General features: G+C 57.0%; 18 protein-coding genes and 1 pseudogene. 11 read left to right on the top strand and 8 right to left on the bottom strand.

Features of this window, described 5'->3' with window-relative positions:
* The first annotated feature begins 7 nt into the window (after positions 1 to 7).
* The 8 genes from JTJ32_RS06505 to JTJ32_RS06540 all read left to right on the top strand — a co-directional run bounded on the left by JTJ32_RS06505 (position 8) and on the right by JTJ32_RS06540 (position 8,722).
* Positions 8 to 1,204 (top strand): glycerophosphodiester phosphodiesterase family protein, encoded by a 1,197-nt coding sequence (locus tag JTJ32_RS06505; protein WP_236059205.1) that lies wholly within the window; start codon positions 8 to 10, stop codon positions 1,202 to 1,204.
* Between the two features lie 355 nt (positions 1,205 to 1,559).
* A complete protein-coding gene (locus JTJ32_RS06510; RefSeq protein ID WP_210041479.1) occupies positions 1,560 to 2,363 on the top strand; it encodes an energy transducer TonB in 804 nt (267 codons plus the stop codon).
* 9 nt (positions 2,364 to 2,372) lie between these two features.
* Positions 2,373 to 3,059: a MotA/TolQ/ExbB proton channel family protein gene (locus JTJ32_RS06515; RefSeq protein ID WP_099230739.1), complete on the top strand. Its 687-nt coding sequence runs from the start codon at positions 2,373 to 2,375 to the stop codon at positions 3,057 to 3,059.
* Position 3,060: 1 nt separating this feature from the next.
* A complete protein-coding gene (locus JTJ32_RS06520) occupies positions 3,061 to 3,465 on the top strand; it encodes an ExbD/TolR family protein (protein WP_004882306.1) in 405 nt (134 codons plus the stop codon).
* A 70-nt stretch (positions 3,466 to 3,535) separates the two neighbouring features.
* Entirely contained in the window at positions 3,536 to 5,836 is a 2,301-nt protein-coding gene (locus tag JTJ32_RS06525) for a TonB-dependent receptor (RefSeq protein ID WP_210041482.1), read from the top strand.
* 25 nt (positions 5,837 to 5,861) lie between these two features.
* Positions 5,862 to 6,251: a type II secretion system protein gene (locus JTJ32_RS06530; protein WP_099230745.1), complete on the top strand. Its 390-nt coding sequence runs from the start codon at positions 5,862 to 5,864 to the stop codon at positions 6,249 to 6,251.
* Complete coding sequence (locus JTJ32_RS06535; protein WP_210041484.1) at positions 6,248 to 6,979, top strand: type II secretion system protein GspK; 732 nt, start codon at positions 6,248 to 6,250, stop codon at positions 6,977 to 6,979. The genes JTJ32_RS06530 and JTJ32_RS06535 overlap by 4 nt, the downstream gene beginning before the upstream one ends.
* 417 nt (positions 6,980 to 7,396) lie before the next feature.
* On the top strand, positions 7,397 to 8,722 hold the full coding sequence (locus JTJ32_RS06540) for an NAD(P)/FAD-dependent oxidoreductase (RefSeq protein WP_210041486.1): 1,326 nt from the start codon (positions 7,397 to 7,399) through the stop codon (positions 8,720 to 8,722).
* An 81-nt stretch (positions 8,723 to 8,803) separates the two neighbouring features.
* Here JTJ32_RS06540 and JTJ32_RS06545 read toward each other — a convergent pair whose 3' ends face one another.
* Positions 8,804 to 10,099 carry an OprD family porin gene (locus JTJ32_RS06545; RefSeq protein WP_210041487.1) on the bottom strand — a complete coding sequence of 432 codons (1,296 nt, stop codon included), beginning with the start codon at positions 10,097 to 10,099 and terminating at the stop codon, positions 8,804 to 8,806.
* Between the two features lie 101 nt (positions 10,100 to 10,200).
* Here JTJ32_RS06545 and JTJ32_RS06550 point away from each other — a divergent pair.
* Positions 10,201 to 10,317: pseudogene (locus JTJ32_RS06550) on the top strand (LysR family transcriptional regulator); the annotation flags it as partial.
* A gap of 64 nt (positions 10,318 to 10,381) precedes the next feature.
* Here JTJ32_RS06550 and JTJ32_RS06555 read toward each other — a convergent pair.
* The 3 genes from JTJ32_RS06555 to JTJ32_RS06565 are packed head-to-tail and all read right to left on the bottom strand — an operon-like array spanning position 10,382 to position 12,088.
* A complete protein-coding gene (locus tag JTJ32_RS06555) occupies positions 10,382 to 11,023 on the bottom strand; it encodes a LysE family translocator (RefSeq protein WP_210041488.1) in 642 nt (213 codons plus the stop codon).
* Between the two features lie 35 nt (positions 11,024 to 11,058).
* Positions 11,059 to 11,379, bottom strand: coding sequence for an AzlD family protein (locus JTJ32_RS06560; protein ID WP_184322714.1), 321 nt, complete (start codon positions 11,377 to 11,379; stop codon positions 11,059 to 11,061).
* Positions 11,369 to 12,088: an AzlC family ABC transporter permease gene (locus JTJ32_RS06565; RefSeq protein ID WP_210041489.1), complete on the bottom strand. Its 720-nt coding sequence runs from the start codon at positions 12,086 to 12,088 to the stop codon at positions 11,369 to 11,371. Before JTJ32_RS06565 ends, JTJ32_RS06560 begins: the two co-directional genes overlap by 11 nt.
* 122 nt (positions 12,089 to 12,210) lie before the next feature.
* On the opposite strand from JTJ32_RS06565, the gene JTJ32_RS06570 reads away from it, so the two are divergent.
* Together JTJ32_RS06570 and JTJ32_RS06575 are read left to right on the top strand one after the other, a co-directional pair.
* Positions 12,211 to 13,092, top strand: a complete 882-nt coding sequence (locus tag JTJ32_RS06570) for a LysR family transcriptional regulator (RefSeq protein WP_099230759.1) — start codon at positions 12,211 to 12,213, stop codon at positions 13,090 to 13,092.
* A 229-nt stretch (positions 13,093 to 13,321) separates the two neighbouring features.
* Complete coding sequence (locus JTJ32_RS06575) at positions 13,322 to 14,203, top strand: PhzF family phenazine biosynthesis protein (RefSeq protein ID WP_210041490.1); 882 nt, start codon at positions 13,322 to 13,324, stop codon at positions 14,201 to 14,203.
* Between the two features lie 95 nt (positions 14,204 to 14,298).
* On the opposite strand, the gene JTJ32_RS06580 is transcribed toward JTJ32_RS06575, so the two are convergent.
* The 4 genes from JTJ32_RS06580 to JTJ32_RS06595 all read right to left on the bottom strand — a co-directional run bounded on the left by JTJ32_RS06580 (position 14,299) and on the right by JTJ32_RS06595 (position 18,387).
* Positions 14,299 to 15,192, bottom strand: a complete 894-nt coding sequence (locus tag JTJ32_RS06580; protein WP_210041491.1) for a DMT family transporter — start codon at positions 15,190 to 15,192, stop codon at positions 14,299 to 14,301.
* Positions 15,193 to 15,273: 81 nt separating this feature from the next.
* Positions 15,274 to 16,323 carry an alcohol dehydrogenase gene (locus JTJ32_RS06585; protein ID WP_210041492.1) on the bottom strand — a complete coding sequence of 350 codons (1,050 nt, stop codon included), beginning with the start codon at positions 16,321 to 16,323 and terminating at the stop codon, positions 15,274 to 15,276.
* Between the two features lie 59 nt (positions 16,324 to 16,382).
* Positions 16,383 to 17,135 (bottom strand): SDR family oxidoreductase, encoded by a 753-nt coding sequence (locus tag JTJ32_RS06590; RefSeq protein WP_210041493.1) that lies wholly within the window; start codon positions 17,133 to 17,135, stop codon positions 16,383 to 16,385.
* Between the two features lie 10 nt (positions 17,136 to 17,145).
* Positions 17,146 to 18,387 (bottom strand): bifunctional alpha/beta hydrolase/OsmC family protein, encoded by a 1,242-nt coding sequence (locus JTJ32_RS06595; protein WP_210041495.1) that lies wholly within the window; start codon positions 18,385 to 18,387, stop codon positions 17,146 to 17,148.
* Positions 18,388 to 18,396 lie beyond the last annotated feature (9 nt).

Below are 18,396 nucleotides of genomic sequence, written 5' to 3' on the forward strand. Positions count from 1 at the left end.
CAAGCTTATGTTACGTATGCCGATCTGGGTTCTAGCTTGTGCAACTGCCGCTCTGATTACACCCTGCGTTTCGTTCGCTGAAGAGTACAACACCGACAAGATCGGTGACGTACTCAAACGTGCACACAATGACCTGACCATAGTCTGTGCCCACCGTGGCTTGCATGGGACCGCCATCGGTACCAATGCCCATCCTGACTGGCTTCGCAACGTGCCGGAGAACTCGATCGCGGCGATCGAACAGGCCCATAATCAGGGAATAGAGTGCTCGGAAATCGATCTGCAACTGGACCGTGCCGGTCACGTCATTCTCTTGCATGACAGCAATCTGGGCCGAACCACCAACGTTTCCACGGTCGGACGTACAAGTGACTATGACCCTTACACTAGATTTGGCTACAACCCCGCCCTGTCGAACTACTTTGGGAATACGCTTGATCTGTACCTTCGCAATCCTCTGCGCAACGGCTATACGAATCAGAAGATGCCGAGCCTCGATGACGTTCTGAATGCGATCAAGAACCAGCGGATTGCGATGATCCTTTTGCTTGACGTGAAGAATATCGAAGCTGCGAAGAAAGCCTGGCAAATCGTGAAAGCACACACCAACGCGTGGGGTACGCCTGCCGAGCGCTGGGTCTATTTCAAGATGCCCGTCAACTCGATTGGCATGACGGCCGGTGAATTCGAAGCCAAGGGCATCATCAACGTTCAAAGCGAAGGAGGACGCTTCAGGTTGATTCCGGTGTTCGGTGCTGATGCGATCGACACCAGCGGTGGACCGGGGAAGCTGCTTCAAAATTGGCTAGGCTATTACAACAAGAATTATGTCTACGCGACTGAGGTGCGGCTTAAGGAGTACGACAACTCTCATCGGTTTCCTCTGAACAACATCATGGAGAACTATTACAACAACAGGACGATGCGCAACGTCAAAACCGTGGGTGCCTATCAGCCTGTGCCAGAAACCAAATACTATTCCTACTTTGCCGCCGATGGGCATTGCTGCACAGAACCAAAATACTGGCTATGGAAGTCCAAGTATGGTAACGGTCAAGAGACGGGTGACAACCGTACCAGCCTCAATTGGATCATGAATACGGTAGACAAGAGTTTTGGCTACATTATTACGGACGACCCCTTGACAGCCATCACTGAACTGAGGAATTCCGGTCGTAGAAACATGAGCCTTATTTCAAACTGATATTCAAGTAAAGCCGAACAGAAGACGCCTGAATGCGCAGGCCAGACTTACACTCTGTGTCCGGCCGTAGGTGCACGTCCTGTTTTATTCATGCTTTCTTGAGCGTGACACTCAATGGGTGGCGTGTCAGAAAACCAAAACAAAACCATCACATAAGCGATTATGTCTATCACTGTGGCCGGTTAATAGCTTGCCTGTCGCCGAAGCATTAATTGGCCATCATTTTTTTTTGCAAAGATGAAACTTATCAACAAGAACGATCACGGTCACATTAACTACATAAAACCCATAGTAGCATCGCCCAACTTAAAAAAGCGGCCCGCTCTTGGGTATTCCGCCCTGAACTGGTGATGTTATGCCTGCGTTACTTTCATCCCGACGTCCGCCGCAACAGGTCCGCGAGCACACTTCGACACCGAGCCTTGCAGCACATGCATTCGACAAGCCCGCTGCACCCTTGCCGGAAGTAGCCGTCCCACCGACCAGCAAGCCTCACATTGCGCTGGTCTGTGTCATCGCGCTGAGCGCGCATGTGGGTGGTTTTCTCTTGTTGCACAGTATGCCTGCGCAGCCATTGCCGCCTATTACGCAGCCCATGCCGATTGCCATGCAAATGGTCTCTGCCCCCAAACCCCCCGTGCCTTCGGCGCCCGCTGAACCGACTCCGCCTGTTGCGCCGCCTCCGCCGCCTGCCCCGGCAGAGCCGCTCAAACCTGTGGCCCCCACGCCAAAACCAGCGACACGCCCTGTGCCTGCCAAGCCACAGGCAAAGCCGCAAGTGGCCGAAAAACAGACCGCGCCGCCGACACCTACGGCGCCTCAGGCCGCTGCAAAGCCGGCACCACCTGCTCCAGCGCCCAGCCCGGAGCCACGAACCACTGCGCCCATTGGCCGCGCGGGTTACCTGAACAACCCGCCACCGGTTTATCCGCCCGCCGCTGCGAAACGCCATCAGCAGGGCACGACCCTGTTGCGCGTGCATGTATTGGCCAGCGGCCATCCGGATCAGATTGAAGTGACTCAGAGCAGCGGTTTCCCGGCACTCGACGACGCGGCGAAAGCGGCGGTGCGGCAATGGTCATTCACTCCTGCCAAGCGTGGCGATACACCGGTCGATGGCTGGGTCAACGTTCCGCTTGCCTTCACTCTCGCGCCTTGAGGCTTCACTATGACAATCGACTATTCAACACTGATACAGCAAAGCTCCATGGGCATTCTGTTGCTGTTTTCACTGGCAACCTGGGCCGTACTGTTGCTCAAGGCCTGGCAGCAGGGAAGGGCGAAGAGCCAGAACAAGCGCTACACCCAGGCGTTCTGGGCAGCGCAGGATTTTGACGCGGCATTACGCAGCGGTCCGGAAAAAAGTCAGTTGGCGCGTCTCGCGCAGGTGACCACCAAAGCGCTCTCCAACGGTCAGGACGGTCACGAGCCAACCGATAGCTGGAGCCGACAGGAACTGCTCGAGCGCAGCCTGCATCAGCAGATTCACGGCGAACGACGCAGCCTCGAAAGCGGCATGATCGTGCTCGCGTCCATCGGTAGCACTGCGCCGTTCATTGGTCTGTTCGGCACCGTGTTTGGCATCATCCACGCGCTGCAAGCTATCAGCACCGCCAAATCAGCCAGTATTGCGATAGTGGCAGGGCCTATCGGCGAAGCGCTGATCGCCACGGGTGTCGGTATCGCCGTGGCTGTGCCTGCTGTGCTGGCCTACAACTTCCTGGGCCGTCGCGTGAAGCTCATCGTTGCCGATCTGGATGCGTTCGCAGTTGACCTGCTCAATCGCGCCCAGCGCCATGCCTTCCGATTGAAAGGTGAACGTGACGGCGTGCGCAACCTCAGCGGGGTTGCATGACATGGCCTTTTCATCAAGCAATGACGACGACGCAATCAGCGATATCAACATCACGCCGATGGTCGACGTCATGCTGGTACTGCTGGTGGTGTTCATCGTTACAGCCCCCTTGTTGACCAACGCCATCCCGCTGAACCTGCCGCAAACCGTTTCTACCGCACCGCTGGATGACGCCAAGCCTGTCGCTATCAGTATCGACGCCACAGGCAGTCTGTTTGTCGATGGCGAGCCTCTGGTCGAGGAACAGCTGCCGGATGCCCTGCAAAACCTGCATACACGAGACCCGGAGGTCGCGCTGACCCTGCGCGCCGATACGGCAACCGACTACGGACGAGTCGCCCGCGTACTGGCGGATGTGCAGCGATCCGGCATCACACGGCTGGCGGTAATCACCGAAAGCCCTTGAACCCAATAATCCCGGCCAGCCCTCACGCGGGCCGGAACCTGTCGACTCATTACGTCCTGGAAATCCTTTCATGATCACGTTATCGACCACGCACGCGTCACGTTTCCCCGTCCGACGCCTGGTGCTATTGATCGGTTTGCACACGTTAAGTCTGGCGGCTTATGCGCAGGACACCGCGACGCCGACTACGTCGACTGAGGAACCCGTCTCCGCAGCGGCAGATACCACGCTAGGCACGGTTTCCGTCATCGGCCAGGGCGAAACGCGCCAGGTGCAGCGGGTGAGTGACAAGGACATCAAGGCGTATTCGCCCGCCACCAACCCGATGAAAGTCCTGCAGCGTCTGGCAGGGGTCAGCTTTCAGTCCGGCGACCCGCTGGGGCGAGAGGAGAGCAGTCAGCGCATCAGTCTGCGCGGCTTCGACATGCACCACCTGGGCTACACGCTGGATGGCGTCACGCTGGGCAACATGAGCTTTGCCAACTTCAATGGCCTGAGCATTACCCGGGCAATCATTGCGGAAAACATCGCCAGCAGTGAAGTGGCCGCCGGTATCGGCGCGCTAGGCACGGCCTCCAACAGCAATCTGGGCGGCACAGTTGCCTTCACCAGTTCCAATCCTGACAAGGAGATTGGCGCACGGCTGTCGCAGACCTTTGGCGACTACAAAACCAAGCGGACGTTTGCTCGATTCGACACCGGCGAATACAACGGTCTGGCCGCTTATATTTCCGGAGAAACGTATGACGCCGATGCCTGGAAAGGTCACGACAACCCGCAGGAATCGGATGCTGTAAACGCCAAGGTCACCTACGATTTCGGCAGTAATCACCTGAGCTTCTATCACAGTACTTCTACCCACAACGAGGCCAGCCTGCCGTCTCTGTCGAGCAGCATAATCCGGCGACTGGGTTACAACTGGAGCTATTACACGCCCGACTGGACGCGCGCCGTGAATGCGGCCAACGGCATCTTTACCGGTGGCGTTACCCGTGCGGGGGATGCGACCTACAACGGCAGCAGCCTGCGTGACGATGAACTGGACATCCTGAGCGGCAATTTCTCGCTCAGCGACGATGTGCTGCTGGATGCTGCGGTCTATCACCACCACGACTCGGGACGCGGCAACTCTTATTACCCGTTTGTCTTCACCAACGGCACGACCACCGTGCCCACCAACTCCATTCGCAGCACCGTCTATGGCATCAACCGGTCTGGCTTTCAGACGTCGCTGACGTATTTCCTCGGCCAGCATGAGATTCAGGGCGGGTTCTGGATTCAGTCGAACAAAAACGATATCGGTCGCTATCTGTTCGACCCGACCGGGACCGCGCCACAGAACAACATTGTGAAAACCAAGGGGCTGCCGCAGGTCGCGACTGTTCTTGCCCAGGATTACAACGACCTGACGCGGCAATTCTACCTGCGCGACAGCTACACCTTGCTGGATGACCGTCTGAAGCTGGAGTTCGGTGCGAAGAACACGGTTACCACCTCGACTGCTGAAGGCAAGGGCGGCGGTTACGCCAGTGGCTCGCTGGAAGCCCGCGACCGTTTCCTGCCGCAGTTGGGCGCGACGTACAAACTCGATGATCAGGATGAGGTCTTCACCTCGTATTCCGAGAACGTTGCCGCGTTCCCCAGCAGTGGCTACAGCCCGTTCTTCACCACGCAGGTCGCCGTCGACGCAGCGGGCGGTTTCAAGAACCTCAAGCCCGAAACTTCCAAGACCGTTGAAGTCGGTGTGCGCCGCAGCAATCCGCTGTACTCGACCTCGGCTGCGGTCTACAACACGAAATTCGACAATCGCCTGGTTGCGATCGCCAATTGCACCGGCATCGTGATCTGTCAGAACAGCGTGGCCAACGTTGGCTCGGTCACCAGTCGGGGCCTTGAATTGACTTTTGCCCTGACCCCCAATGAAAACTGGCGCTGGTCCAACTCGGCGTCCTATAACCGAAGCACGTACGACGACGATTACCAGAGCGGCACCAGCCAGGTGCATGTCAAAGGCAAAACCGTCGTCGATACGCCCAAGCTGATGTATTCCAGCAGCCTGGACTGGCACTGGCAGCAATGGAACGCTGGCCTGCAAGGCAGTTACATGAGCAAGCGTTACTACACCTACACCAACGATTCGAGCGTCGCCGGCTACTGGCTGGCCAACACGACGCTGGGCTATGACTTTGGCAAACTGGGTGCCGTCAAGGACACGACGGTTTCGCTGAACGTGGTGAACCTGTTCGACAAACGCTACATCTCCACTCTGAATACCGACGCCAGTGCCGCGAGCGATCCGACGGGCGACCTGCAGATCCTCCAGGTGGGCAACCCACGCAGCGCGTTCGTCACCATGGCGGTTCGTCTGTAATCGCCCCCTGCCACGACAGGCCGCAATGGACAGGGCAGGGCCGGCAAGCCGCGAAAGCGGCTTCACTATGCTGGAAATGCTCGCGGCGTTGACGCTCATGGCCCTGTGCAGCACGGTGCTGCTGGTCGCGTTGGGCCAGAGTGCACGCTCTCTGTCGAAAGTCGCGCAAAGCGACCGGTTGACCCATGCGGCCATGAGTGTGATGGACGAGCACACTTCGGAACCGCTGACTCCAGGCCACCAACAGGGCAGTCTGGGCGAAGGGATCGAATGGCAGTTGAATGTCGCTCGGCAACCGACCCATCCGGGTCAACCGCGCATGTTCCGCCTCGACTTGATCGTGACACAGGCACAGCGCGAGGCTCGCTTCAGTACGCTGAAACTGCAGCCTGCCATCGAAAAGGCACACCTGTGAAAGGCTCGCGCCGTCAGCACGGCGTGGCATTGCTGGTGGTGCTGTGGGTGTTGGCTATCCTGAGCCTGCTGCTGGGTTCGCTGGCTGGATGGGTGCAATTGGAAAGTCGTCAGGCCTTGCAGCTTCGTCAGCATGTGCAGGCGTTGATGGCGGCGCAGGCGGGCATCGAGTTGGCGGTGCAAGGCCTGGATAATCCTGCGCAACGCAAGAAGTGGATCGTCGATGGTCGTGAGATCCCCGTGATGTTCGACGATGCGCAGCTTTTCATCCGTTTGCACAGCGAGAACGGAAAGCTCTATCTGAACAACGCAGAGCCGGACGACTTTTCCCGCCTGGCGCTTGCCTGCGGAGCAACCCAGGCTCAGGCCAGCCAGATCGGCAGCGAACTCGTGGCAAAACGTAATGACGGCCAGACGCCCTTCAAACTGCTGGAGGAACTCGCCCAGCTCCCGAGCATGAGCCAGACGCTCTACAACCGGCTGCTGCCGGAAATCACACTGTGGAGCGGCTATGATCGTCCGGACCCTGCATTCGCCAGTCCGCTGATGCGCAACGCCCTGGGCCTGCCGTCACAAAGCGCACTCGGCATGGACCCTGGCGAAGTGCTGGTGATCGACAGCAGGGCGCGAATGCCCGACGGTTCTGCTGCCCGCGTGCAGGCCACGGTGTTGCTGCGACCTGAGCCGGGAGTGGAGAAGGCTTATGAGGTGTTGCGGTGGGGGAAGTGAGAGCAGATCTTTCTGTGTCGTGTTCGGATCTGTATGTGATGAACAGCGTGCGTTCGTCGACAATGCACATTCCGTCCCACTCACCCGCAAAAGCGAACAGAGGGAAAGACAAGTAGCGACAGGGTGGCCAGTTTGAGCATTGCAGTGTTTGATTCCCTTCAAGGGCGAGGGGGAAATGCTTCGTCAGGTACCTCACTGTTTTGCAGCAGTATCGTCGATAAGAGGATCGAAGACGCCAGCCTGACGTTCGCCATAACGCTACGCGTGCATCATCGGCAAAGTCTGCCGAGGCAACCCGGTTAAACGGTAATTCATGCCAGAGGTCCGTTACTTTCAAGCATCTATGCATCGCGCTGTGGTGGTGTAATACCTCGGTAACATCACTGCGCACTGAAGCCTTGAACGGACCCTCTGACCATGCCCGCACCTTTAACCGCCATAGAATCTTCCCCTGAATTGCCGACGCAGGCCGACGTGGTCGTGATCGGCGGCGGCATCATCGGCGCGTTTACCGCCTATTACCTGGCCAGGCGCGGCATGAAAGTCGCGTTGATCGAAAAAGGTCGCATCGGCGCAGAACAATCAAGTCGTAACTGGGGCTGGTGCCGTCAGCAGAACCGCGATGCGCGTGAGCTGCCGATGGCTACCAAGGCTCTGGAATTGTGGGAGCAATTCGGCGCAGAGACTGGCGAGCAGACCGGTTTCTCGCGCTGCGGCCTGCTGTACCTGAGCAACAACGAACAGGAAATCGCCGGCTGGGCGCGCTGGGGCGAGTTTGCTCGTACGGTCAACGTCGACACCCGTATGCTCACCGCGCAGCAAGCCGCTGAACACGGCAAAGCGACGGGCAAACAGTGGAAAGGTGGGGTTTTCGCGCCCTCCGACGGCACAGCAGATCCTTCCCGCGCAGCACCTGCGGTCGCACGCGCCATCATGGCCCTCGGCAGCACCGTGCATCAAGGCTGCGCTGTGCGCGGCATCGAGACCCAGGCGGGTCGGTTATCTGCCGTCGTGACCGAAAAAGGCGTCATCCGCACCCCGATCGCTGTGCTCGCGGCAGGTGCGTGGGCGTCGTCGTTCTGTCGCCAGTACGGCATTCGCTTTCCTCAGGCGACCATTCGCCAAACCGTGCTCTCGGTGTCCGCGCCAAGCGATGAAATACCCGGCGCATTGCACACCTCCGGCGTCTCGATGACACGCCGCTTCGATGGCAGCTACACGCTGGCAATCAGCGGAAGAGGGCGCGTCGACCCCACACCTCAACTCCTCGGCTTCGGCACACAATTCCTGCCGATGTTCATGCGCCGATGGCGCAACCTCGCACCGGGTGGACTGGAAGGCATCCGCTCAGGCCATGAAAGCTGGAAACGCTGGAGCCTCGATCAGCCGACACCCATGGAAAAGATGCGAATCCTTGACCCCACAGCCGATGCCTCGGCAGTCGCACTGACCTACAAACGCGCGCAGGAGCTGGTTCCGGCGCTGCGAGACTCATCGATAAAAGCCGCGTGGGCCGGGTATGTGGACAGCACACCGGACGGCGTTCCCGGCATCGGAGAAATGGCCAGTCTGCCGGGCCTGGTGCTGGCGGCCGGGTTCAGTGGTCATGGATTCGGCATCGGCCCGGGAGCAGGGCATTTGATTGCTGACATCGTCAGTGGGGCTGACCCGATTGTTGATCCGAAGCCTTATCATCCGGATCGGTTCAAGGGGTCGGCTTGGGGGAAGGTGGCGGACTTTTGAGGCCCGCACGCGTCGAAGACTATGAATTCACGGAGCATCGCATCAAGGGTTGAGGCGCTATCCTCGCGTGATGACCTTGGTTCAGAACCCCAACGGGTACTGAACCACCACATAGATCCGGTCAATGTCATCACCCGCCTGAGCGCTGTTGGCCCGGTGCGAGACCTGGGACAGCTGCACTGAAAGATCCTTGGCCGCACCGGACTGGACGACGTAGTGCAGGTCAACATCACGTTCCCAATGACGGCCGCCATCACCTTGCTGAGGCTGGTAATCACCGCTGTCCGCGTCGAACGGGTTATAGGCGCCGCCTTTGGGTGCATGCGTACCGTCGATGTGGCTGCCGGACACATAACGGGTCATGAAGCTCAGCCCCGGAATGCCGAACGCACCGAAATCCAGATCATAACGCGCTTGCCACGAGCGCTCGTTGGCGCCGTTGAAGTCGGCGTACTTGATTGAGTTGGCCAGATAGATCGAGTCGCCACCGACGAAATCGAAAGGCGTATCGCCGTCGATCCGTTGCCAGCCGAGCATCACTGCATGGGCACCAGAAGTGTACTTGCCCGAAAGGCTGAACGCCGTGTTATCAATCTCTCCGGCCAGCGCCTGCCCGGTATCGCGGGTGTGGTAGACGTTGGCGTCGAGCAATACGCCAGACTGTTTCCAGTGCAGATTGGCGTAATACTGATGCCAGGTTTCACTGAGGTCAGAGGCATACAGCGCGCCACCCAGCGGGCCGTCGCTGAACAGATCAGCCCCGACAAAACTGATCCCTCCAGCATCGGTGCTGGCACCATAGCCCTGAAAATCGTCCCTGCCTGATGAGCTGTCCTGATTCTTGAACGCCGTGAAATGGCCGGCTACCAGGTTCACATTGTCGATCTCGCGACTGTTGAGGAGAAACCCGGTGGCGTATTCAGGCTGCAGACGTTTGTCCGACGTGTCGAACACCGGCGTCTCTACCGTCATTTCGCCAAAGGCGAGGGTGGTTCGGGAGGCCTTGAGCTTGAACGCGCCACCCGCGCTGGAGTAGTCCCGCTCGCTACGGCCGTCACTGTCCACCGGCAGCAATCCCGTGCCCGAATGCCCCTTGCCGCCGTCCAGTTTCAGCCCGTAAAAAGCATGAGCATCCAGACCGACGCCCATCGCGCCGTCGGTGAAACCTGAGCTGAACGTACCAATGAACCCCTGAGCCCATTCCTGTTTGTAGTTCTTCCCGGAGGGAGAGGGTGAGCGGTAGTCGTTGCTCAGGAAGTAATGACGGGCGAGCAGGGAGGTGGTCGCATCGTCGAGAAAGCCGGTGGCGGAAGCGGATTCGGCTATCGCCAGGAAAAGCAGGCCGAGTGAGACGTGAGGGTGTTTGGAGAACTGCATTTTCGGGGACCAGAATAGCGGGAATGCGTGGATGGTCCCCGAAAACGGTGATTGTGGATTGAGTAGATGTGCTGACCTCTAACCTTCAGGTGTAGCATCGTCTGGATCTTGATTTACTGGTCACGCTGGATGCGCTGTTATCCGAGCAAAACGTCACACGGGCGGCACGCTTGCTCAATCTCGCCCAGCCAACCTTCAGCCTGCAACTGGGTCGGCTCATAACATAGGGCGTCTTGTCTTCAGCCCAGTCCAGCTAGTCCAGGCCAAAGGCGCAGGTTTGTATCAAGAAACTGGCCGGCGTACCGTCAAAATGGCAGCGCTGAAGCAGATGAAGGCTGAGCCTACAAGCCTGTTGATCCATAAAGAGAGTGCTGGGCGGGTCAGTACGCTTTTGGCACGAGCTGCAGCGGCGGCGTAAACGCTCAATGAGGCCAGCGACAAGCCCATAAAGATGCAGGTGAGTAGCAGGAATTGTGGGAGTAGCGCGGCGTCCTGGTTAATAAATTGTGGGAACAAGGCGGTGAAGAACGTCGTCGCCTTAGGATTGGTGACGGCGGTCAGGAAAGCCGACTTGTAGAGTTTCAAACGTGACGGTGTGATGGCTTTGCCATCCGGCTGCACTTCCTGTACGAGGATTGGATGCTTGTTGATCAATTGCTTAACGCCAAGATATAGAAGGTAACCGGCACCCAAGACTTTCACCGCATTGAACATCCATTCGGAGCTTGCGAGCAGGGCGCCCAAGCCAGACACCGCAGCGGCCGACAAGCAGAACAATCCGCAAGCATTGCCCAATGATGACCATACGGCGTAACGCGGCCCAAATGCCAAACTGTTATTGATCGCCATAATTATCGCAGGGCCAGGGCTGGCGACGGCGACGGCTGCGAGGAGGGTAAAAGCCAAAACCGAGTGCGGATCCATATTTCATGTCCATAGGTGGTCGGGAAGAGGGCACATTACAAGATGACCTGAAGCCGTCTGAATAAAGCCGCCATCAAAATCCCGGCTGCAATTGCCGGAAGAGATTTGCGCAGTGTTAGCATCACAATGGCGGTCGTTAGCAATGCGAGTCGCGCGCCGTTATCACCCGTGATCGCCATTGGTGTCAGCACCGCCACCAATACCGATCCAGACATGGCGCTGATAAACTGCTGCACCCTGTAGTTGATGGGCACAAATGACATCACGAATACGCCACCCCATCGGGTCGCGAGCGTGACAATTGCCATGATCAGAATGATGGACAGCGTGCCGAACCCTGATATTTCAATGCTCATTCTTTTTCTCCGTCCACACTGCGCCCAGCAAACCACCCGCCAATGCTCCGGTAACAACGTGACTGTTTTCAGGCAAATACAAATACGCCAACAAGGACGCTACGGCTGCCACACTCCAGATGATCAACATGCGCAGGTTTTTTTGGCCGCCGAGCACCATCGCGAGAAGAAAACAGCCCATCACCATATCGAGGCCCAGACTCACGGGGTTCTGGATAACGCTTCCAAACTTCAGCCCCAACCAACTGCCAAGCGACCAAGCCGACCACAGCGCAAGACCGCCCCCAAACAGCAGTCCCATGCCTCGCTTGTCGCTGTTGAACGCCTGCATCGACATCGCCCAGTTGGCGTCGGAAACCACCATCATCACGCCGTAACGCTTGGCGCGTGGCAGTTCGCGTAACCAGGGGTACAGGGTTGCCCCCATCAACAGATGGCGGGCATTGATCGCGAATACCGTGATCACCAACGGCATTACCGGGACGTGCTGACCCCAAAGGTCAAGCACGGCAAATTGTGCTGCACCTGCGAATACCAGAATACTCATCAGAAGCGTTGACGCTTCGCTCAGCCCTGCCTGCGCAGCAGCAAGCCCGAACGCAATCGCAAAGACCACCACGAACATGGAAATCGGCAAGAGCTGTTTGAAGCCGCTCCATACTTCGCTTTTATCCAACTCCACTGAGCTTGCATCGACACTTAACACCATTCCACCTCACTGGCCCTGGCTGTAGCGTTACTGAGGCGACATTTTGAGGGTGCTTATCGATCCAAGAAAAGCGAATAAGTTTTATAATAGCTATTCGAATTTCGAATGGGCAGGATTTAGCGATGCATTCCAAGGATTTGCAAATTGACTGGCTAAGAACTTTCCTGGCCGTGGTTGATACCGGTTCAATGACGGCGGCAGCGCGACAGGTATCGCGCTCGCAGTCAGCGGTGAGCATGCAATTAAAGAAGCTAGAAGATAGTATCGGTCGCCCGTTGCTCAACCGCGAGCCTAGGCAACTGTCTCTGACGCCCGCTGGCTTCGATCTGCTGGGCCATGCGCGCAGGTTGCTGGCGTCTCACTCGACGCTGGTGCTTGCTATGCATGGTGGGGCTCTTTCAGGGCGAGTGTCTCTTGGCGTTCCTGACGACTATGCAGTGCCGTATCTGGTGCCAGTGCTCAGACACTTTGCTGCGCGCTTCGGTGAGGTCGAGGTCACTTTGGTATGTGAAGAGTCCACAGCGCTGCTCGCAAAGGTTGATCGGGGTGAGATCGATTTGGCGCTGGTAACCCGTGATGCGCCTTCACGTGGTGAGTTGCTCTTCAAGGAGGCCTTGGTGTGGGGCGCCGCTGAACAGCACGAGATCTGGAAGCGCAGCCCGCTACCGATTGCAGTGCATGAATTAGGCGGGCGGTTGCGTACCGAGATACTGGCAGCGCTTGAGGCTCAGCAACGTGAGTATCGCGTTGTCTACAACAGTCCTAATGTCGGCGGCCAGATTGCTGCTGCTCAAAGCGGAATGGCCGTTGCTGTGCTTACGCGGTGCAGCCTTCCACCCACTCTAAAGGTGCTGGATGCGCGGCAAGGTTTACCCGAGCTTCCGGTAATTGAAGTCGTGCTGATGCGGAGCCGGGACTCAAAGGGATCTCGTGCCGTAGATACGCTGTACGATGAGGTCGTGGGTTCCCTAAGAGATCCACTATGTGTTGAACGAGCTAAATGAATCGAGCTTTGAGCTGACAGACATGACGGGAGCGCCGGGCAAATGACTTCGCCAAGATAAAATAATTCGACTCTTCGGTCCTATTTGCTGTACCTGGCAGGATATCTAAAAGACATGCACGTGATGGGCTTCGAATTGTACTCATAAATCAATGTACTGACTGTAGCTGTATCCAAAAAGGGTAAGAAACTAAAATTCAGTGACTCTCAACCCTATTGGACGACCCATCATGCACAGCGTCAGTTTTAAGCAAGTTGATGTGTTCACGTTCGAACGATACAAAGGTAACCCTGTGGCAGTCGTTCTCGATGCGAAGGAGCTGTCGGACGCCGAGATGCAACAGATTGCCAATTGGACGAACCTTTCAGAAACCACTTTCGTATTACCGAAAACTCAAGAGCAGGCCGATTATCGCGTTCGCATTTTCACGCCTGGATCAGAGCTCCCGTTCGCGGGCCATCCAACTATCGGCACCGCACACGCTCTCATAGAGGCCGGCGCCATCGCTCCCACCGACGGAGTCGTCGTTCAAGAGTGCGGTGCTGGGTTGGTGCGGCTTGATGTCACCATTGACGAGGCCGGAAAGCAGTTAATCTCGTTTGAGCTCCCCCATCCGAAATTCGAGCCATTTGATACTCAACGCATTGATGAATTGGAGGCCTGTTTGGGCACAACCCTATCGCGTGAGTATCCACCTGTTCTTGTTGACGTCGGTGCACGTTGGGTTGTCGTCCAGCTCGCCAGTGCTCAGCAGGTGATTGCGAATAAGCCTGATTTGCAGAGTATGAAGGTAAGCAATCTACGCGATAGAGCAACTGGGGTAATTGTTTTCGGCAAGTACCCGGTTGACGGCACTGCAGATGTAGAAATACGCGCTTTTGCTCCAGCTTGCGGTGTGAGCGAAGATCCCGTTTGCGGCAGTGGAAACGGCGCCATGGCAGCTTTTATCCGACATACCGGGCAGGCCGAAGCATTTGGCAGTCAATTTCGAGCCAGTCAGGGTCAAATTTTGGGCCGCGCGGGCTTCATCAATCTCGAAGTGAGCGATGAGGTCATCAAGGTAGGAGGCGAAGCCGTTACCTGTATTGACGGGTTGATCAATCTTCGCTGATGAACGGTGTCCAGCTACCTCCGGTGGCTGGGCATGCCTAATCACCGTCACCGACTTTTGAAAGACGGGGGGGGAACACCCGTATCGGTGCGTCGTCAGAGTTTCTTTTGCTTGGTGGTCAATGAGACCCACGCGACACCGCTCAATGTCACTAACGCCGAAATACCGCTGAGCATTGTGATGTTCTCGCTGAGGATGAGAACGCCAAGTACCATGCTCAAGATGGGGACTGAAAGCTGAACGGCCCCGGCAGTAATAGTGGTCATTCGAACCCGTGCCCAATACCAGATCGCGTATCCAACGGCTGACGTTAAACCGCCAGCAATCACTGCATACCACGCCCCGGTAGTATCGACACGCAGATGATCATGTTGGTAAAGCACGAGCACAACAGCAAAGGGAATTGCCCCAAGAAAACTGCTCGCAGTCTTGACGAGTGGAGACTCGTTAGCCTTTCCGGCCACTGAGAAAGCGCCCCACGCGATTCCTGCAACCGCCATCAACGCGGCAGCATACGCAGGTGGTGCCGATGCGGATGGGGCGAGAAAAGCGATCATTCCGCCGAGAGCAACGAACAGCCCGAAGATGCTTGTGCGTTCCCCCCTCCGGAGCCCATAAGAAATCATAAGGACTTGTGCAGATGCAAAGAGTATCAATGCGCCTGCGCCGGTACTGATGTCACGGTAGGCGAAGGAAAAGGCGGCGACATATGTGAAGAGAAAGACTGCGGCCCACCACTCCGCTTTGAGCTGTTTAATTTTTCCGCCCTGAGCCAGGAAAATTATCAGTAATGTCAGTGCGCCCGATATCACTCGGATGCCACTGAATGAAGCCGCATCGATGTCGGTCGTTTGAAAAGCTGCCCTGGTGAGCAATGAGTTGGCTGCGAACGCAATCATTGCAAGGCTCGTCATCAGAACGATAAAAGGCGCGACTGATGCGTTGCTAGCCGCTGTGTCAGTGCTCTGGCCTGAGCTCTTGAACGTCATTCTGAATCTCCATCACCGATTTCAATGCAATCGCAAGTGCGACAATGTGCGCTAGGTGTTAGCGCACGAGAGCGATGACGCTTAGGGCAAACCATTCTGTGCCACACTTTCACCTGCGACAGTCAACACAATCCGGAATTTGGCTTCACCAGACTTCAGCTTCTGAAAGGCCTCATTGGCTTGTTCGAGTGGCATGACCTCGATTCTCGGACGTACATCCGTGAGCACGCTGAAATCCAAGGTGCGCTCATTTTCGTAGGGTGTGCCTGTGAGGGATCCGCACACACTGCGTTCGCCGACGACTAACTGTCCAGACGACACGGGCAGGGGGGACTTGTGTGCTCCAAGCAGAATCAACCTTCCTTGAGGTACCAATCCGCCCATCACCGCAGACACCGCGTCGGGATGACCGACGGTGCTGACGATGGCCTGAGCACCGCCCAAGCTGTTGAGCGTTGCTGCAGCATCTTTGTTATTGGTGTCGATATAGAGATGCGCCCCCAATGCCAGCGCATCATCTGCAATGTCTTGACCTCGGCCCACGGCGATGACTCTAAACCCCATGCGGCGCGCATACTGGAGCGCCATGTGTCCGAGGCCTCCTATACCAAGAATGGCCACGGTGTCACCCGCGTTGGCACCACATTTTTTTAGGGCATTGAAGGTCGCTATACCTGCGCAGAGGAGCGGGGCTGCCTCCACGGCGTCGAGCTCGTCGGGGATCGACACCAGTCCGCTGCTGCGAGCGATCATCAGCTCGGCGTAGCCACCGTCACAGGTAGCACCAACGAAATGTTGGTTAGGGCAAAGTTGAAAGTTGCCCTGACGGCATTGGGGGCACTCGTTACAGTGTCCGCCGAGTCGGCCCATCCCTACGCGTTGGCCAATCTTCCAGATGGACGAGGTGTGTGCGCCGAGCGCCTTTATACGGCCAACCACCTCATGACCTGGTACCCGCGGTGGTTGTAGTGCTGGATCTGCACCTTCGATGTCGCTTATGTCGGCACCACAGATGCCGCACGCTTCGACTTCAATCAATACCTCTCCGGTACATGGAGTAGGTATCGGGCGATCCACCATTTCGAGGACTCCAGGCCGGGTCACTTGCATTGCTTGGTAAGTATTTTTCATGGTCTTGTGTCCTATGGTTAGGTCAGATTTGACGTGAGTGGGTTCAGCGCTTCATCGATTCAAAGCTGGGCGAAGCCCCCATCAACAACAATCTCCGCACCCAACATGTAGCGCGACTCATCATTGGCAAGAAACAGGACGGCTTGGGCAATCTCGTGTGGATCCCCTAAGCGGCGAGCAGGAATTCGAAGCGCCATTTGCCGCTTTGTCTCGGCCAATTGTTCAGGCGTGGCACCTTCCAATTCGAAGATTGGCGTGTCTACTGCACCAGGGCTTACGGCGTTGACGCGAATTTTTCGATCCATTAATTCGCATGACCACGAACGAGCAAATGAGCGTACGGCTGACTTGGTCGCGGCCAAGGCAGAGAAACCACCCATGCCGACCGCATTTAGCCAGGCGGAATTGAGTACAACGGAGGCGCCGTCACGCAGCACAGGTGTAATGGCTTGCATGGAGAAGAACAGACCTTTGACGTTGACGGCCATAAGCTCGTCAAAGCGAGCCTCTTCGGTAGTGAGCAGGGGTGTGGAGAACGCCACGCCAGCATTGCCGAAGAAAATGTCCAAACCACCTTCACCAAACGTCTCGGCAACTTTTCGAGCCATGCGTTGCATATCATTGAGGCTGCGTACATCGGCCTGAATTGTTGTCACTGCGCCGCCCAGTTCTGCTCCAACCCGTTTAAGACGTTCTGCGTCTCGGCCAGTAATGACTACCCGGGCTCCTTCTTCGACAAACAGCTGTGCAGTCGCCAGACCAATGCCACTGGTTGCGCCAGTGATCAAAGCAGTTTTGCCTCGTAGTCTCATGTTCAGTTCCTCAGGAGATCGGCTTAATGAGGGGCTCTTCGTCATCGACTAAAGCGTCGCTCTCAACTAGAGAAGTGCTGACGTCTGAACCGCGAACGAGCGTCATATCGACGGGGCATCTATCGGCGATGGCCAGAAGCTTTCGGCGCTGCTCATCGTCGAGAGGCCCGTTCAAAGTGATCGAACGAGTGAAAAGATCCGCAGGTGACTGCTCGTTTCGCTTGGCGTGTGTGACGTGGGCACTGGCACGTTGGAGCGGAATTCCTTTGCGGCGGGCATACATGCGCATGGTCATAACCGTACATGCCGCCAAACCTGCAGAAACGAGCTCATAGGGTGACAGTCCGCTTGCGAGCCCTCCCACGGATTTCGGTTCATCCGCGAGCAAATGGTGAGCGCCGGTGCTCAATCTGAGCTGGAACAATCCCGCTCCTGTCTCCTCTGCAGTTACACCTTCGCCCGTAGAGATATCGGCGATGTCATCGACCAATTTGGGCAGGTAGCGGGCGGCCCAAGCAGCGATTACTGATGCTGCATAGTCCGAGTCAGCCCGGCGTGTTAACAGATGGTTGGCATCGTCCAGCGAAACAAAACTCTTCGGGTGGCGCGCCGCGAGGAAGATCCTTGAAGCGTTGTTGATTCCGACCACGTTGTCGCCAGGAGCATGCAAGACCAACAATGGCTTGCCCATCTGGGCAATACGCTCTTCGAGATTCTGCTGTCGAGCGTCGTCTACGAATGATTTGCGTACTGTGAAAGGGCGACCACCCAGTAGAAGTTGCGCTTCACCCTCTGTCTCGATCTGCGCGAGAGCGTCATTGTCGAACTGATGAAGGATATGTTTCACATCGGCAGGAGCACCGATGGTTGCCACTGCTTGCACGGAGGGCATTTCGGCGGCGGCACTCAACGCTGCCGCCCCACCCAAACTGTGGCCAATCAGTAATGAAGGAGGATGGCCTGCTTCAGTCATGGCGCGGCCTGCGGCGATGAGATCACCCACATCAGCGGCGAAAGTTGAGTCAGCGAATTCTCCTTCGCTACCCCCGAGTCCTGCGAAATCAAAACGCAGTACACCAATCCCGTTCAGTGCAAGGGCTCGTGCAATCCGCGCTGCCGCGAGGCTTTCTTTTCCACAAGTGAAACAATGGGCAAAAATAGCCCACCCACGAGGTGTGGTCTGTGGACGCTCAATTCGTCCAGACAGCACTGTTCCAAGTGCTCCGTGAAAGTCAAAACGTTGATCTGGCATGTTCTCATC

The organism is Pseudomonas alliivorans (assembly GCF_017826695.1).
In the GTDB taxonomy this organism is placed as follows: domain Bacteria; phylum Pseudomonadota; class Gammaproteobacteria; order Pseudomonadales; family Pseudomonadaceae; genus Aquipseudomonas; species Aquipseudomonas alliivorans.

Excerpts from the sequence above, each read along its gene's own strand:
- JTJ32_RS06530 (WP_099230745.1), top strand. The coding sequence starts at position 5,862 with ATGGACAGGGCAGGGCCGGCAAGCCGCGAAAGCGGCTTCACTATGCTG.
- JTJ32_RS06505 (WP_236059205.1), top strand. The coding sequence starts at position 8 with ATGTTACGTATGCCGATCTGGGTTCTAGCTTGTGCAACTGCCGCTCTG.
- JTJ32_RS06565 (WP_210041489.1), bottom strand. The coding sequence starts at position 12,088 with ATGGTGTTAAGTGTCGATGCAAGCTCAGTGGAGTTGGATAAAAGCGAA.
- JTJ32_RS06570 (WP_099230759.1), top strand. The coding sequence starts at position 12,211 with ATGCATTCCAAGGATTTGCAAATTGACTGGCTAAGAACTTTCCTGGCC.
- JTJ32_RS06520 (WP_004882306.1), top strand. The coding sequence starts at position 3,061 with ATGGCCTTTTCATCAAGCAATGACGACGACGCAATCAGCGATATCAAC.
- JTJ32_RS06515 (WP_099230739.1), top strand. The coding sequence starts at position 2,373 with ATGACAATCGACTATTCAACACTGATACAGCAAAGCTCCATGGGCATT.
- JTJ32_RS06585 (WP_210041492.1), bottom strand. The coding sequence starts at position 16,323 with ATGAAAAATACTTACCAAGCAATGCAAGTGACCCGGCCTGGAGTCCTC.
- JTJ32_RS06540 (WP_210041486.1), top strand. The coding sequence starts at position 7,397 with ATGCCCGCACCTTTAACCGCCATAGAATCTTCCCCTGAATTGCCGACG.
- JTJ32_RS06590 (WP_210041493.1), bottom strand. The coding sequence starts at position 17,135 with ATGAGACTACGAGGCAAAACTGCTTTGATCACTGGCGCAACCAGTGGC.
- JTJ32_RS06510 (WP_210041479.1), top strand. The coding sequence starts at position 1,560 with ATGCCTGCGTTACTTTCATCCCGACGTCCGCCGCAACAGGTCCGCGAG.
- JTJ32_RS06555 (WP_210041488.1), bottom strand. The coding sequence starts at position 11,023 with ATGGATCCGCACTCGGTTTTGGCTTTTACCCTCCTCGCAGCCGTCGCC.
- JTJ32_RS06545 (WP_210041487.1), bottom strand. The coding sequence starts at position 10,099 with ATGCAGTTCTCCAAACACCCTCACGTCTCACTCGGCCTGCTTTTCCTG.
- JTJ32_RS06595 (WP_210041495.1), bottom strand. The coding sequence starts at position 18,387 with ATGCCAGATCAACGTTTTGACTTTCACGGAGCACTTGGAACAGTGCTG.
- JTJ32_RS06580 (WP_210041491.1), bottom strand. The coding sequence starts at position 15,192 with ATGACGTTCAAGAGCTCAGGCCAGAGCACTGACACAGCGGCTAGCAAC.
- JTJ32_RS06560 (WP_184322714.1), bottom strand. The coding sequence starts at position 11,379 with ATGAGCATTGAAATATCAGGGTTCGGCACGCTGTCCATCATTCTGATC.
- JTJ32_RS06575 (WP_210041490.1), top strand. The coding sequence starts at position 13,322 with ATGCACAGCGTCAGTTTTAAGCAAGTTGATGTGTTCACGTTCGAACGA.
- JTJ32_RS06525 (WP_210041482.1), top strand. The coding sequence starts at position 3,536 with ATGATCACGTTATCGACCACGCACGCGTCACGTTTCCCCGTCCGACGC.